This window comes from Paenibacillus sp. FSL H8-0332 (assembly GCF_037963835.1).
Classification (GTDB): domain Bacteria; phylum Bacillota; class Bacilli; order Paenibacillales; family Paenibacillaceae; genus Paenibacillus_AQ; species Paenibacillus_AQ rhizoplanae.
This window is the reverse complement of sequence record NZ_CP150145.1, coordinates 3,067,658-3,083,518: the sequence shown is the minus strand read 5'-3', so window position 1 is coordinate 3,083,518 and position 15,861 is coordinate 3,067,658. Positions and strand designations below refer to the sequence as shown.

Annotated in this window: 12 protein-coding genes and 1 pseudogene; 4 read left to right on the top strand and 9 right to left on the bottom strand. The window is 53.1% G+C overall.

Going from position 1 to position 15,861, the window contains the following annotated elements; all coding sequences use genetic code 11:
- Positions 1-84: 84 nt before the first annotated feature.
- On the bottom strand, positions 85-948 hold the full coding sequence (locus NST43_RS13360) for a cation diffusion facilitator family transporter (protein WP_209986265.1): 864 nt from the start codon (positions 946-948) through the stop codon (positions 85-87).
- Positions 949-1,269: 321 nt separating this feature from the next.
- Positions 1,270-1,773 carry a ferritin gene (locus NST43_RS13355; protein ID WP_209986262.1) on the bottom strand — a complete coding sequence of 168 codons (504 nt, stop codon included), beginning with the start codon at positions 1,771-1,773 and terminating at the stop codon, positions 1,270-1,272.
- Between the two features lie 115 nt (positions 1,774-1,888).
- On the opposite strand from NST43_RS13355, the gene nagZ reads away from it, so the two are divergent.
- Positions 1,889-3,226 (top strand): beta-N-acetylhexosaminidase, encoded by a 1,338-nt coding sequence (nagZ, locus tag NST43_RS13350; RefSeq protein WP_209986259.1) that lies wholly within the window; start codon positions 1,889-1,891, stop codon positions 3,224-3,226.
- A 107-nt stretch (positions 3,227-3,333) separates the two neighbouring features.
- On the opposite strand, the gene NST43_RS13345 is transcribed toward nagZ, so the two are convergent.
- The 5 genes and pseudogenes from NST43_RS13345 to NST43_RS13325 form a co-directional block, all read right to left on the bottom strand.
- Positions 3,334-4,434 (bottom strand): efflux RND transporter periplasmic adaptor subunit, encoded by a 1,101-nt coding sequence (locus tag NST43_RS13345; RefSeq protein WP_209986256.1) that lies wholly within the window; start codon positions 4,432-4,434, stop codon positions 3,334-3,336.
- A gap of 27 nt (positions 4,435-4,461) precedes the next feature.
- The gene (locus NST43_RS13340; protein WP_209986254.1) at positions 4,462-5,853 is read right to left on the bottom strand and encodes an ABC transporter permease; all 1,392 of its coding nucleotides are present in this window, start codon (positions 5,851-5,853) and stop codon (positions 4,462-4,464) included.
- Between the two features lie 281 nt (positions 5,854-6,134).
- A pseudogene (locus NST43_RS13335) lies at positions 6,135-6,794 on the bottom strand (ABC transporter ATP-binding protein); the annotation flags it as partial.
- A 54-nt stretch (positions 6,795-6,848) separates the two neighbouring features.
- On the bottom strand, positions 6,849-9,449 hold the full coding sequence (locus tag NST43_RS13330) for a hypothetical protein (protein WP_339224849.1): 2,601 nt from the start codon (positions 9,447-9,449) through the stop codon (positions 6,849-6,851).
- Between the two features lie 184 nt (positions 9,450-9,633).
- Positions 9,634-10,467 carry an AraC family transcriptional regulator gene (locus NST43_RS13325; protein WP_339224848.1) on the bottom strand — a complete coding sequence of 278 codons (834 nt, stop codon included), beginning with the start codon at positions 10,465-10,467 and terminating at the stop codon, positions 9,634-9,636.
- Positions 10,468-10,611: 144 nt separating this feature from the next.
- On the opposite strand from NST43_RS13325, the gene NST43_RS13320 reads away from it, so the two are divergent.
- The 3 genes from NST43_RS13320 to NST43_RS13310 all read left to right on the top strand — a co-directional run bounded on the left by NST43_RS13320 (position 10,612) and on the right by NST43_RS13310 (position 14,328).
- Positions 10,612-12,675 carry a beta-galactosidase gene (locus tag NST43_RS13320; RefSeq protein ID WP_339224846.1) on the top strand — a complete coding sequence of 688 codons (2,064 nt, stop codon included), beginning with the start codon at positions 10,612-10,614 and terminating at the stop codon, positions 12,673-12,675.
- Positions 12,676-13,246: 571 nt separating this feature from the next.
- Entirely contained in the window at positions 13,247-14,011 is a 765-nt protein-coding gene (locus NST43_RS13315) for an AzlC family ABC transporter permease (RefSeq protein WP_339224845.1), read from the top strand.
- Positions 14,002-14,328, top strand: coding sequence for an AzlD domain-containing protein (locus NST43_RS13310; RefSeq protein ID WP_339224843.1), 327 nt, complete (start codon positions 14,002-14,004; stop codon positions 14,326-14,328). The genes NST43_RS13315 and NST43_RS13310 overlap by 10 nt, the downstream gene beginning before the upstream one ends.
- A gap of 45 nt (positions 14,329-14,373) precedes the next feature.
- Here NST43_RS13310 and NST43_RS13305 read toward each other — a convergent pair whose 3' ends face one another.
- Both NST43_RS13305 and NST43_RS13300 read right to left on the bottom strand, forming a co-directional pair.
- Complete coding sequence (locus NST43_RS13305; protein WP_339224842.1) at positions 14,374-15,339, bottom strand: alpha/beta hydrolase; 966 nt, start codon at positions 15,337-15,339, stop codon at positions 14,374-14,376.
- A 102-nt stretch (positions 15,340-15,441) separates the two neighbouring features.
- The gene (locus tag NST43_RS13300) at positions 15,442-15,849 is read right to left on the bottom strand and encodes a MerR family transcriptional regulator (RefSeq protein ID WP_339224841.1); all 408 of its coding nucleotides are present in this window, start codon (positions 15,847-15,849) and stop codon (positions 15,442-15,444) included.
- Positions 15,850-15,861 lie beyond the last annotated feature (12 nt).

Below are 15,861 nucleotides of genomic sequence, written 5' to 3'. Positions count from 1 at the left end.
AGTGCGCCTTATCTAACACAAAAAAATCGCCCCACCCGAAAGCAAGGCAATTCATGTAACTTATTCTTGTTGTGCACCTGTTGATCACATTGGTTCGATATGGACCAGCACGGTAGCGACCTGATGACGGTCCTTAAGCTGATCTTCGATCTCCTCGGTAATATCGTGACTCTGCACCACATTCAGATTGGAATCCACCAGCACTGTGGTATCTACCAGCACATTATTGCCGTGAATACGGGCCTTGATATCTTTAATTGACTCCACGCCTTCAATCTCCGCGACCGTCTGCTTCATCAGCTCAAGCTTACCGGCATCGAAGCCGTCGGTGAGGTCATGTGTAGCTTTGCGGAAAATATCCCAGGCCGTCTTGCAGATCAGCAATCCGACAATCGTGGCAGTGAGCGGATCTAACCAGGGAATTCCAAACTGTGAGCCGATAATACCGACAAAGGCTCCCATGCTGACCAACGCATCCGAACGGTTATCCTGCGCCACTGCATGCATTGCATTGCTGTTCAGGTTGCGGGCAAGCCTGATGTTGTAACGGTATACGGCGATCATCACCACAGCACAGGCAGCTGCCGTCCACGCGGCAATCAGATCAGGGGTCTCCAGCGAAGGCTGAATGAATTTGTTCACACCCTGATAGAGCACTTGGAAGCCTACAGCAATCATGATAAAAGAGGCGACCAGTGCGGCAACTGTCTCTGCTCTGAAATGACCATAGCTATGGTTGGAATCCGGGGGTCTGCGGGAAATCCTAAGCCCGGTCAGGATAGCCAGGGAAGCAATAATGTCGGTGCTGTTATTCAGCCCGTCAGCAAGGAGTGCCTGAGAGCCTGACACCGTTCCTATGAATAATTTGACGGCAGATAAGAGTATGTATGCTAAAAGACTTAGCCATGCTCCTTTTTCACTTTGTTTGATGTCGCTGTAATTTTCCAAGAAAAAGGACCTCCAAAGATTAGTATTGTTCCATACTACACGCTGACTTACGGGTGGGTCTAGAGAAACAGTGTTGCCGGACAGCGCAAGAGTTAACCCCGCTAAATAGAGTTGGGAAGCCGGAAGTAAGTTGCGGTCCCCTACATTCTTTGCCCTTGTTCAACTTTGCAGCTCATCTGCTGCTGACAGGCCGTGTAACTTTTCCCCAAAAACGTAGTCTAACTATATGGAAACCCTAAGTCGGCGCACAAAAACAAGCGGCTTCCCCTCTTCAGGAGAACGCCGCTGAGCTTGCGTATGGTCGGTTACACTGGCTGTCCTCTACTCCGCTGGCGGAGTGAACGACCGTCCTGCAAATTCTGCATCCAGCATATAGAAGGCATTGCTGTCGGTTTCGATCCGTTTGAGCTTGGCGATAATGTTGCTGAAGAGCGCCTCTTCTTCCACCTGCTCATCAATGAACCATTTCAGGAAATAGATCGTCGCATGCTCCCGTTCATCCAGGGCCAGATCCGCCAGATGATAGAATTTCTTCGTGTTCTGCTGCTCATGGGCGAAGGCATGCTCGAACGCATCCAGCATGGAGCTATACTCATTGTTCGGTTCAGGCATCGCCGCAAGGGTGGCCCGGTAATCGCGGTCATTCAGGAATTTGTAGATTTTCATGGCATGGAACCGTTCTTCTTCAGCCTGCACCAGGAAGAAATTGGCGAAGCCGTCCAGGCTCTCACCGGAACAATACGCCGCCATCGCAAGATAGACATGAGCAGAATAGAATTCGAAATTCATTTGTTCATTAAGCGAGTTCATTAATTGCTCTTTCATTGACAGGTCACCTCATCCTATAGTATTGATTATGCTTGAAGCAGTGCTTATGTAATGTCTTGTTCATTCTATCATCCTTATCCGCCAAACCGCAATCGAAAGGAAGATTCCCCCGATGAAATGGTTCAGCCGCCAAAAAATAAAAAATAAGTACCCCCGCCGCTCTCTCCTCCTGCTCGCCGCCTCCGCCTGCCTGCTTCTGGCAAGCGGCTGCGAGGGGAATGGAAATTCCGCACAGGGTAGCACCACCGGCTCCGCTCCGGCAGCGGTGTCAGCCTCCCCGGCTGCTGCACAGACGCCTGCGGCAACCGAAGCTCCAGCGACACCGTCACCAGCGGCTTCGGCCACTCCTGACCCCATCTCCCGGAAGCTCGCCGGAATGACCCTGGAGGAGAAGATCGGGCAGATGCTGCTGGTCGGCATCCAAGGCAAAACGGCAGGAGCTGAAGCGCGGAAGATGATTGCCGAAGATAAGGTGGGCGGAATCATTCTGTACTCCAATAATGTCGGCAACTTAAAGGAACTGGTGCAGCTGACCAACGCCCTGAAGCAGAGCAATGCGGGGAATCCCGCGCCGCTGTTCATGAGTGTCGATCAGGAAGGCGGCAAGGTCAGCCGTCTTCCTGATGATTACGCTACCTTCCCCTCGAACGCTGCTGTCGGCAGCGGAGACAACGCCGCTGCTGCGGGAACGATGGGCGAACTGCTTGCCCGGGCGGTGAAATCCTCCGGCTTCAATATGGACTTCGCGCCCGTGCTTGACATCAACAGCAACCCGGATAATCCGGTGATTGGTGACCGTTCCTTCGGCAGCAGCGCAGAGCTGGTCACCCGGCTTGGCATTGCCGAGATGCAGGGGCTTGAACGTGAAGGCGTCATTCCTGTAGTCAAGCACTACCCGGGCCATGGAGATACCTCAGTAGACTCTCATCTGGAGCTGCCGGTCATCAACAAGACAGAGGCCCAGCTGGCAGAACTGGAATGGCTGCCATTCCAGGCAGCAATCCGGGAGAAGGCCGATGCTGTAATGGTGGCCCATATTCTATATCCGAAGCTCGACCCGGACAAGCCTGCCTCTCTGTCCCAAGTGATTATCGGCCAGCAGTTACGCGGACAGATGGGATATGACGGGGTTGTGATTACGGATGATCTGACGATGGGCGCTATTGTCAAGAACTACAGCCTCCCGGCTGCCGCAGTAGACACCGTACTGGCCGGAAGTGACATCCTCCTGGTCGCTCATGAGTACAAGAACGAACAGGCCGTACGGACCGCACTGCTGGACAGTGTCAAGAACGGCAAGATTTCTGAATCCCGCATTGATGAGAGTGTCTACCGTATTCTGGCGCTGAAGGCCAAGTATCAGTTAACGGACGAAGCGGTGTCCTTGCCAGATCTCGCCGGACTGAACAGTGACATCCAGGCTTGGCGTAAGCCGTTCATACGGAAGTAACAACTGCTGCCCCCACTCAGGCTACAATCCGCAGAAAAGCCCCAAATCCGGTTAATACCCGGGTTTGGGGCTTTCAGCTGTTTTCAACTACTTCTAACAACTGCTAACTATTGTAGAACCACGGTGTCTCCTGCCTTCAGTCCCGACAGCACCTCTGTTTTATCCGTCGTTTCCATTCCGGTCTTGATCTCTTTACGTACGTACTGGCCGTTTCCTTTGTCCACCATAACGAAGGCCAGATCCCCTTCACGGATGACGGCGATATTGGATACAACTACCGCCTTCTCTTTGCGCGAAGTCTCTACGTCTCCACTCAGGCTAAGGCCGCCCATCAAATGCTCGTCCGGCTGCATGGAGATGACCACCTCGAATTGCGGAAGCTGGCCTGCCGTGTTTTGTCCGGTGGTCGTCGTAGCGAACTTGGCCACTCCGGTTACCTCTCCGTCCAGGACCAGATCTTTTACAGCGGTCATCTTCACCTTCACCTTCATGCCCTTTTTGATGCGGAAGATGTCCTGCTCCCCGACCTGTGCTATGAACTCTACCTTGTTCGTGTCCACAATCTTACCGATGTACTGATTGTCGGTGACGGTCTGCGGCCGTTCCGCACTGCTGTCGAAGAGAAAGATGCCGTTCTCCGGTGCATGGTATACCGCAGTGTTCAGCTTCGCCTTCTTCTCCGTAAGCTCTTTGGCTTGAATCTCGGCATTCACCTGGTTCAGCTCCTCACTCAGACGGGCGGATTCCTGGGCAGCCAAGGCTTTCAGCCGTTCCGCTTCTGTACCGGCCGGGGCCAATGAATCATCCTCTTGCTGGCTGACAAAAGCGTTCAGCTCCCCTTCCAGCTTCGCCTTACGGGCGGCTGCCTCCGCCGTCGCAATCTCATTACGGAGTGTGCTCTGATCCAGGGTGAAGAGCACCTGGCCCTTCTTCACCTGGGCCCCATTCTCCACCTTCCAGGAAGTGACCTTGGAAGCAAAGGGGGCATATACCAGCGTCTCCTTCTGATATTGCGATCTGCCTTTGATCTGCACGGAGCTGGTTAACGTCTCTTCCGTTACCGGGAAGCTGATCACCTGCACCTCTTCAACCGGGAGATTTGCGGTCTCATCAGCCTTGAAGAATTTGGTATATCCAAAATAACCGGCAGTTCCGATGATACCTAAGATTATGATCCATTTCAGGCTCTTCTTTAGAGTCCTCTTCATCGTTTCGGCTTCCTTTCTAGCATAGGGTTAGTCTCGTTTAATAGCAGTTAATGCATCGGTTCTGGAGGCGCTGATCGCAGGATAGATCCCCGACAGCACGCCGGTCATAATGGCAAAGGATATCCCGATCGGCAGATTCGTCGTCGGAATGAAGAAATTCATCCCATCCCCTGCACTGCCCACCAGCTTGTTGAGCGCCATGACAATTAAATAGGAGAAAGCGACGCCCAGCATGCCCCCGAGCAGCCCTAAAAGTGCAGCTTCGGTAATGAACATATTACGGATCTGCCCCATGTTGGCCCCTAGGACCTTCATAATCCCAATCTGGCGCCGCCGCTGATGGGTGGACATGGTCATGGCCACTATGATGGAGATGGAGGCGATGATCAGGATGAATACCCCGATGCCGAGCGCCGCCATTTTGATCATATCAAATTGCTCCTTCAGCATCTCCTGCTGGAACAGATTGTCTTGAGCACTCAGTGACAGCTTCTGAATCATCTGCTCTACCGGCTTGATGTTCGCCACGTCGTCCACCTTGACTGTAATCGAGTTATAGCTGCCCTCCGGCGGGAGTGTAAGCACACTGGTGGTGGAATTATCGAATGCAAGCTCCTTCGAGAGCTGCTGTGCGGTCTCGGGAGACACATACATAATCTTCTCATAGGATGACCGCAGTTCATCCATTCCCTTGGGAAGCGCCAGAATTCCGGAGATCTGCAGGGGCGAGCTAAGCTTGAACACCGGTGATGTAGAGCTATAGTCCTGCGCCTGAATCTGAACCTGCTTGCGGTACAGTTCAGTAGGCACAGTAGCTAATTTGTCATATTGCTGGTACAGCTCCTGGTTGAACGGATCGGTACTCATCTGATCGAACAGTTTCTGCCGGGTCTCCAGGTCAATCAGGCCCAGTGTAGCCCCGTGATTGAGCACAATGGATCCGAGCTGACCATTCGCCCCTCCCTGCTTGAACTTGTGGTCGTACGCCGTCAGCTTCTGTAAATCGGCGACAACGACCTGAACATCGGAGATCTTGTTGTCTATGGTTACCATCTGCAGATATCCTGCTTGATGAAAAGGCGAAGCCGCCTTCACATGATTCAGCCCCTGGATAATCTTCAGCTTCTGGTCGGTCAGCTTGCCGGGGTCGAGATTCTCATTCACCTCACCCGATCCGCCGCCTCCACCTCCGCTCTTCCCGTTCGTTGGAGGCCCGCCGCCCGGCGAGACCATGATTTCATCCATTTTGAAATTCTGGTTCACCTGTTCAGTCACATAGACCTGTGCAGACTGACCTACGCTCAGGGCTACAATAATGGCTGCGCAGCCGATGGAAATCCCGGTCATACACAGACCTGTAACCACCTTGCGCCGTTTGACCTGTTCCCAGGCCATCCGTGAAATGTCTCTGATCTTCACGGCTTCCCTCCCTCTGCAGGATCAGCTTCCGCAGCGGTCTGGTGTTCAGATTCATCAGCTGGCGGATCTTCATCCACTGCTGCTGTCTGCGGTATTGGCTCTACAGCTTCCTGTTCAGCTCCTGCAGCTAATTGTTCTTCAACCTCTACCATGGTCTGCGGTTCAGCTTCCTCAGCGATTTGCTCTTCAATCTGTACTTCAGTCTGCAGCTCAAGCTGCGGTTCGATCTGCGGCTCTGTTACTGTGTGCGGTTCTATGTGCGGTTCTGCCTGCGTTTCAGTGACCAGGAAGCCGTCCTTCAGCGTGAAAATCCGCTGCATTTGTTCAGCCACCTTATATTCATGCGTAACGACAATAAATGTCGTCTTCATCGTACGGTTCAGGTTCAGCAGAATGCCGATAATCTCCTCTTCAGTCTTGGAATCCAGATTCCCCGTCGGTTCATCGGCGAAGATGACCGACGGCTCTGTGATCAGTGACCGGGCGATACTGACGCGCTGCTGCTGTCCCCCGGAGAGCTGTGAGGGGAACACATCCGCCTTGTCGGGAATCCCCACCTGCTCCAGCAGTGCAAGCGCCTTGGCCTTGCGGGCCCTGGGCGATACTGACTGGAAGACCAGCGGAAGCTCCACGTTCTCGCGGACTGTCAGGCTGGTAATCAGCTCATAGGCCTGAAAAATAAATCCGATATTCTTGCGGCGGAACTCGGCCAGCTTATTCTCGCCCATCTTCACAATATCCTGATCGGCAATGTAGATATGGCCTTCCGTCGGCTTCATCAAGCCGGCCATCAGATTGAGGAGCGTTGACTTACCGGACCCTGAACTGCCCAGCAGTGCAACCATCTCCCCTTTTTTGACAACGAAATTGATTTTATGAAGAACGGATGTCCATTCATTACCGCTTTTGTACGAATGCGTAATATCTTCAACACGCAACATGGAAGCTGCTCCTTTTTTAAAAATACAAGAATGTTGTAGTTGAGCGAATGACGATTATTCCTGTGTCTTGTTCGGAACCACGTTAGTGACTCCAAAGGCCTGGCTGCCCAGCATCAGACGTTCACCCTGGAATTCATCATAGAAAGCTAACTTATAAGCGCCGCCGTCCATCGTCTTGTACACGGGTCTGCTGAGGGAGAAGGAATACTGGTTGTTCGTCCCTTCAATCAAGTCTGTCCCCAGTGTAAGAACCTTCTCGGTAGCGATGCCGAACGGATCGGTAATCTGCAGAATCAGCTTATGCTCCAGAACGCCTGCATCGTAGAGGTTATCCTTCCTCAGGCTGTAGTTCATAGTAATGTCCAAGGTATCCGATGACTTCATCCGCTTGCCTTCAGAGGTCAGAACAGAAATCGTATAAGGATATAAGACCGTAGATTCCAGCGTATTCTTCGGTACGTTAGCCTGCGGATTCAGCTGCAGTGCTGCCACATTGACGAATCCGGTTGCTTCCTCCTTGGCCTCGATCAGCTTGCCTTCTTTGATACCGGAACCGAGGTAGAGCGCGGCATCCGCGAGGTCTGTAGCCTTAGGCACCTTGGCCCACAGGACTACGAGCTGCTTGGCACCCGGAGACGCGCTGTTCTCCGACTGGCTGGTGCCCGCTTCGAAATACTGGCCGTCCTTGGTCTTATAGTAAGCCTGGAGACGGGCCATTTTGCTCTGTCTTTTCTCCTCACTGCTCAGATAGAGCTCTGTGTATACCAGATTGTGGCTCTCCCCTTGATAGATCGTTGTCCGGTTCTCCTGTACACTGGCCGTCTTGCCTTTGCCGCTAATGGTGTAGCTCTTGCCCTTCTCGATGGTCGGAATACTGTTAATCGAGTTGTTGACGCTGACATCCAGGAACGGAACGGTCTCTGAATTCTGTGTGCCGTTCAGAGCAATCCGCATATTCTGAAACTCAGAGGTATAGGCGATTTTGCCGAGTACATACAGCTCCACCGACTTCCCTGGCGCCAGGACAGAAGTATCCTTATTGTCCAAATACAGCTCTGTAGTCACGGGCAGGTTTTCTTTATCCAGCTTAATGGTTCCCTTCAGCTCAGGCAGCGTAAGAGACACGTTCTGGGTATTAGTGATTCTCAGTCTGGCAGCTACGATGTCATCATCTCTCCAAGGATAGCGCTGCAGAGATTGAATGCTGTATGAGAAGGAGCCGTATGAATTCGTGGTCATATACTCCTGGCCGGACATGACTTCCGTACGAAGTGCGTATGGAATGACGAAGTAGGCGACCGGGAAAATCACTTTGGCAGTCGGTGTTGCAGGAGCCGCAGTGGACGGTGTCCCGGTATTCCCGGGTGTCTCGCCGGTTCCGCTCGGATCAGGTACACTTGGGCTCTCTGCGCCTACCGATTCTATCATCATGAGCTGTAGTCCGGATTGATCGACTTCAAGCGGTACGCGAACCGTAAGCGGTACGATTTTGGTCTCGAGAGGTTTGAGGGTGACTCCGCTTACGCCTTTGGAATTCACCGGAAAGACCTTGCCCTTCACCGATTTGACCGCCAGGTCGTAGCTTGGCAGGGTTACCGCCTTGTTGCCGGTATTCTTAAGCTGCATCTGGAACGTCCATACCGCATCTGCATCCTGTGCGTACACATTGGCGTTGCGGAGCAGCGTGTCTACTGTGTTGTTATTGACTACAATCTTTTTGACTACCCCGCTGCCCACTACCAGATCAGGCGAGCTTGCTGCGGGCAGCTTATAAGAGGATTTTGCCAGCTCCAGCTTCGCGGTCTCATCCTTCTTCGTGAATTGCAGCTTCATATTATCTGTTTTGAGATAGGCCGGGATTTCGGTAATATAATAAATGCTCCGCTTCTCTTGCGGCTGAATCTTATAATCGGCCTGTGTGCCGCTCAGCGCCAGCTCGAAGGAGGTGCCGCTGGCTGATACCAGATAAGCCGAATAGCCCGGATCACTGAGGACTTTATTGCCCTTGTTGGTCAGACTGACCCCTACTTTGGCATAAACCTTGCCGCTGTATTTATAGAGCTGGAGGGAATCTGCACTAGCTGCAACGGGGATGTCGTTCATGGCTGTATTCAGGCTTGTTCCAACTGCAGCTGTAGTTGAATAATTAGCTGGCACTCCAAAAGATCCCGTCTGCTTCAGGTACCCCTTCGCCTTGGCATCCCAGACCAGCATCGAGATTTTGATCCCCTGCAAAGAGGAGGTTTGTCCCACATTTACATAGTAGGTCACGCTAAGGGTTTCTTTGGCGCCGACCTTCTTCTTCAGGGCATCCGCACCTAAGGGATTACCTGGAAGCACTGACCCACCAAGAGTGACCACGCGTGAGAAATAATGCATTAAGCTTGCGCTTGAATTGCCGGAATTCGTATATTTAAGTGTGTATGACAAGATGTTCCCGCTGGACTGGCTCCATATGTTGATATTCTCCAGTACTGCGGTCACTCCGGCACCCATGGGAACGGAATTGAACTTGAATGCCGCCGGAGCGGATATTGCGGGGGCCTTCGCCGCCGGGGCTGCATGTGCAGCAGGCGCAGTGATACTGCCAGCCACCTGGCCGGCAACGAGTGAACTCACCAGCAATGCAGCATATGTAACTCTATACTTTCTCATTTATTTCCCTCCAGATGTATTTACTAGCAATAGTATAGTTGCTTGGCGCGTGGAATTTGTATCCACTTTGTAACCCTTTGTTTCCATTTGTAACTTTCTGTCACATAATCAAGACTGTCGCGGCGTGAACTCTGCCATAAATGTAACAAACTTTCTTAATACTTGGTCCTAAAAAGACTTGATTCTATGAGTTAAAGGAACGTCTGTATTGGTTCGGCGGCATCCCTTCCAGCTGTCTGAACACCTTGATGAAATAACTCGATTGTTGAAAGCCGCTCTGCAGCGCAATTTGTGCAACGGACAGTTTGGTGGAAGCCAGCAGCAGCTTGGCCCGGGCCATCCGGCAATCGCTCAAATACCGGTTCGGCGTCTTGCCCATAATGCTGCGGAACAGGCGAAGAAAATGGTAGCTGCTATAACCGGCAAGTCTAGCCATAGACTCTAGCGTCCAGGGCCGCTCACACTCACTGTAGATCCTGTCGGCTGTAAGCCGGATGGAATGCCGGATCTCCAGCGGAACGGAGCCGTGGAGCGGCTCGGAGTTCTGCATCAGCGTAACCAGAATCTCATAGAGCAATGTGGAGAGGCGCGGTTCACTCCGGGTCTCATAGCCTGCGCTGAGCCGGTACATTTCCTCGAAGAGCGCTTCATAGCCGGTGGCGGGATCAAAGGTGAAGAAGTAGCCGCGTGACTGATCCGCCTCCTCCAGCATAGGCAGAGGCATAGTCGTGGCGAAGTGCATCCAGCGCACATCCCAGGCGGCTCCGGGATCAGAACCGTACTGCTGATAAGCCCCCCTAGGAAAAAGAAACCCGCTGCCCCGCCTCATGGATATCCGCTCCCCTCCCTGAAACACATATCCTTCTCCCCCGAAAACCATGTGGAGATTATAGCTGTTCAAGAACCCCTCGCTTCTGCGCTCTGCATGCTCCGGGAAGTCGCTGTAATGCCCCAGCATCTCCGGATAACATACATAGTGGGCATAAGCGGGCTGCGGCAGAACCCAGTGTTTTCTCATGTGAATCTCCTCCTGCCCTGCGCTGAATCAAGCACGCAATATAATGATATAATAGCAATATTCTGTTATATAAGTGGATACACTGCTGATAATACAATAGATTGGTAGCTTAATTAAAGCATATTTTTACACTTGGAGGTTAAGATGAAGAAACCTGTTGCAGCAGAACGATTTGAACTGGGCGTCTGCTATTATCCCGAGCACTGGCCTGAATCCATGTGGGCTGACGATTACCGGCGTATGGTTGAAACCGGATTCACCATTGTACGTCTGGCTGAGTTCGCCTGGTCCATTTTTGAACCGGAAGAAGGCGTATTTCAATACGATCTGTTTGACCGTGCGGTCGACATGGCACACAGCTACGGGCTGAAGGTCATTCTGGGAACGCCTACGGCCACTCCACCTGCCTGGCTTACAGAGAAGTACCCTGAGGCCTTGAATGTTACTTATGAAGGTGTGACGCTACAGCACGGCATGCGCCGCCATTACAATTACAGCAGTCCCAAATACCGTGAGCTCTGTGCCCGAATTGTAACGAAGCTTGCTGAACATTACGGCAATCATCCGGGCGTTGTCGGCTGGCAGATTGACAACGAGCTGAACTGTGAGATCAATGTATTCTACTCGGAGAGTGATCATCAGGCCTTCCGCCTCTGGCTGCAGGAGAAGTATGTCACCTTGGACAAGCTTAATCAGGCTTGGGGCACGGTGTTCTGGAATCAGACCTATACGAGCTGGTCTCAGGTCTGCCTCACCCGGCCTACCCCTTCACCGAATCAGCCGAATCCGCACCAGGCTCTGGACGAGAAGCGCTTCATCTCTGACAACACCATCCATTTCGCCAAAATCCAGGCAGATATCCTCCGGGAATTGGCCCCTAATCAGTGGGTTACCACGAACGGTCTGTTCGGACATCTGGACAGCCATGAGCTGAATGACGAGCTGCTGGATTTCTTCAGCTATGACTCGTACCCGCAATTCTCCACCATCGGCTTCGATCCGGCTGAGGTGAACCCGATGCTTGACCGCGGCTGGGGCCTGTCCCTGTCGGCTGTACGTTCGGTCAGCAGCAACTTCTGTGTCATGGAACAGCAATCCGGTCCCGGGGGCTGGGTCAACCGGCTGGACATGCCTTCACCAAAGCCGGGGCAGATGCGTCTCTGGACATACCAGTCCGTCGCCCACGGCGCTGACATGCTGCTCTATTTCCGCTGGCGGACCGCTACGATGGGCAATGAGATCTATTGGCACGGCTTGAACGACTACCATAACCAGCCTAACCGGAGGGTAAGGGAAGCGGAGCAGATCGGCCGCGAGCTGGCCAGCATCGGACAGCAGTTCATCGGCAGCCGGACTCAGGCGAGCGTTGCTATCGTACGTGATTATGACAATGAGTGGGACGGGGAATATGATGTCTGGCACGGCCCGTTTATGTGGCAGAGCAACAAGGAATGGTTCAAGGCTCTGCAGCGGAAGCATATTCCGAATGACGTTCTGTACCTGCGCAGCCATACAACCCTTGCAGAGCTTGCCCGTTATGAAGTGCTGGTCTACCCGCATCCGGCGATTATGACCGATGATACGGCGGCCCTGCTGGACCAGTATGTACAGCAAGGCGGGAAGCTGGTCTTCGGCTGCCGCACAGGCTATAAGGATATTACCGGACAATGCTACATGCGGCCTTTTCCCGGAGCGGCGCAGGAGATGTGCGGGGTAACCGTGGAAGAATTCACGCTGGTCAAAGGAACGCGCAAGCCTACCTCCATCCGCTGGAACCATGATCCTGAAGCACTGACCGGTGCAGATGCCTTCAATGACATTCTGCAGGTGGAAGAGGACAGCGTCGAGGTCATAGCAACCTATGCGTCCGACTACTATGCCGGCAAACCGGCGGTAACCCGCAACACCAGGGGCAAAGGCGAAGTATGGTATTACGGCGCCGTGTTCAATGAGCCTGCTGTGCTGCAGATACTTGGCGGTCTGGGTTTGGTCTCGCCAGCCGCCGATTGGGCGGAGCTGCCGCCAGAGGTTGAATTGCAGATTCGTGCTATGGGGGAAGACGCCTCTTCCGGTGTCGCCTTCCTGCTCAACTACAGCGAAGAACCCGCACAGATTGTGCTTAAGACAGCCAAGACGGATCTCTTAAGCGGCCAGACCCTGTCGGGGAGCTACACGATGGAAGGGTTCGGTGTACTGGTCTTGAAATAACCATGAACTCCAAAAGGGTTCCGCTGCCGCAGATCGCTCTGTGGACGGCGGAACCCTTTTTACAGTTACAGCTCATATTCCCTTGCAATTCGCTAGGAATTATTAGATATTAATACAATGTATTTATTATCGGCGATAGTAGAGTATCCGATGTAATTCTGTGAATAGAGTCGAATCCCGGAGGTTCCGTAAAACGAAACATCACCGGCCGTTCGAGTGTGCTCCTAACGGACCTGAGAGACCCTATCCCCAGTCAAACGCCACTTTTTGCGGTTTAACGGACTGAGTAGCCCTTATCGTCTCTCTACGAGAGGTTTAGGAGTAGAAATTCCATGAATAAGCTCCATGAGGTCCATAACTTGCCCAAGTGGTGACTTTATACCAGAATAAGCGCACCTCAGTCCGTTACGTCAGGCCAACGTCCCTAATGGACAACTCTCGTCTTCATCTGGGAATGACACCTGTAGGGGGCTCCACTCCTGTACTCATTCAGGTATGATAGCGCCCCATCCACTAGTTTAAATCTGACGCTGTACTTGTCGTTATTCCATGAACCTGAAGGAGTATGCCCATGAAGCCTGAATCCATTCATCAGGAGCCGCTATCCGGCGGCAGCCTGGTTACAGATAGCCCAAGCGTTCCGCAGAACAGCGATACGTTCTGGCAAGGGGTCAAGGACTGCCTACCCACCCTGCTCGGTTATCTCAGCATCGGGTTCGCCGCAGGCGTTGTGGAGAAAACAGCGGGGCTGACCCTTGCCGAAATCGCCATGATCTCCATCATCCTATACGCCGGTTCGGCCCAGTTCATTGCCGCAGGCATGATTGCCGCCGGGAGCAGCGCCTCCGGTATTGTCATTACGATTCTGCTGGTTAACCTGCGCCATCTGCTGTTAAGCGCAGCATTGTCGCCTTACTTCCGCCATCTGCCCCCGCTGCGCAACCTGCTGATCGGCTCGCTGCTTACAGATGAGACCTTCGGCGTAGCCATTCAGAAGAGCGCCACAAGGAAGCAAATCAGCGAGAGATGGATGCACGGCTTGAATATTACCGCTTATCTGAACTGGTTCCTGGCTAATATCACTGGTGCTATTCTCGGTCAATGGATATCCAGCCCTGAGAAATGGGGACTGGATTTCGCCCTGCCAGCCATGTTCATCGGACTGCCGGTCCTAACCATTATGGGCCGGCGCAAGTATAAACTGGATATCACTGTCGGCCTAGCGGCCGCTGTGGTCGCCGTGCTCGTCTCAGTGCTGTGGTCACCCAGCATGGGCGTTATAGCTGCGGCGCTGGTAGCCTCAACGATTGGAGTGGTGATGGAACAATGGAAATAAGACTGGATATTGCCATAATCATTCTCGGAGCCGCGCTCGTCACCTTCATTCCGCGTGTCCTTCCCCTGATGCTGCTAAGCCGGATCGCTATCCCGGAATGGGGCATGCGCTGGCTGAGCTATGTGCCGATTGCCGTCATGGCTGCACTGGTTGCCCAAGAGCTGCTCGTAACCGGCGGCAGGTTCGCAGTCCTGTCTACCAATGTGGAGCTAATCGCTGCCCTCCCCACCTTCTGGGTAGCCGTCAAGACACGCAGCCTGCTGGCCACCGTATTGACCGGTATTATGACGCTGATGCTGTTGCGTCTGCTGTTCTGACCCCGTCCACTGGATACGCTGTACGATCCCATTCAGGCTGCGGCGCTAATCTTGCCTGCCCTCCAACTGCAATACTTTCTTAATGAAGCTGCCTATATTTCCGATGGCCTGCTGCGCTTCAGGAAGCATGGCAGCCATCAGCTGAAAGGCGCACCACATGTTCTCCCAGATTTGAAGCTCTACAGTGATGCCCGCCGCCCTTGCCTGTTCAGCCAAGCGTTCTGCATCACTCAGCAGCACCTCATGATCGCCCGCCTGTATGAGCAGGGGCGGCAAGCCCCCGAGATCCATTCTTAGCGGTGATAATATTGCAGGCCATGCACCGTTGTAGTCCCCCATATATTCCACAATCATTCTCTGATTCGCTTCCCGGCTTCCTGTCGGGTCCGTTCCCGCACGGCTGTCATACGACTCCCCATCCAAATGAACAAGATCGGCATGGGGAGATAGCAGGCAGGCACCGGCAGGGAGCTTGCCCCCCTGGTCCCGCAGCGTAATCAAGGTCATCAGCGCAAGCGTGCCTCCGACGGAATCTCCACAGACTATGATATTCCCGGCATGAACGCCTTGTTCCAGTAGCCAGCGGTAAGCGGCAAGGCAATCCTCATTGGCTGCCGGGTAGCAGAACTCCGGTGCAAGCCGGTACTCCACAGTTAAAACGGTAATTCCCCCAGCTGCTTCAGATAGACGGGCTGCCAGACCCCTATAGATCTCGCAGCTGCCAGACACGAACCCTCCACCGTGAAAATATAGAATCACCTTGTTCTTCGTGGGTTGCAATTGTCCTTCACTTAGTAGACTTTCCCCCTCCGCCCTGACCCACTCTCCGCTGAAGGTCTCCGCCTCAACCGGTTTAACCTTCACGCCTTCAAGTATGGGTAACTGCCTGGAAGCTTCCACTGCCGCCGCCCGGATCTCCTGAACCTGTCTTCTGGAGTAACTATTATTGCTTTTCAGATAAGCTCTAATGGCCTGCAACTGTTCAATCAGGGTGCTGCTCGGATACAACATACGTGTAATTCCTCCTGTTATCCTGGGATGCCCATACTATAAACCCTGTAGCTGTATACAGAGTCAAGCGGCAATTCCTCAAGTATTACAGGTGGCAGCGAATTAATCATTCATGTTCAACATAGCAAGTGTATCCTGCACGCCCGGGTGCCTGTCTTGAGACAGAATGCCGGACTTTAACGCTTCAAGCTGACTGCGTGTCTCGTTCCTCCGGGCAATCTCCAGATCGACAGCGGCGATCTTCCGCTCAATGACTTCGGCGAAATCACTGATTCCGATGCTGCGGTCGGCAGATTTAACGAGTGCCTTCTTGATCTCCTGAAGTGTGAACCCGCAGTTCTTGGCATTACGGATAAAAGCAATCCGGAGGAGCGTCTCCTCCGGATACAGCCGATATCCGCCTGCTGAACGCTGCGGCAGCGGGATCAGCCCGTTTTTCTCATAGAACCTGAGTGTTTCTATATTAATCTGAGCCTCTTTAGCCAGCTCACCGCGCAGATAAGGGGTCATGCCTGCCGCTCC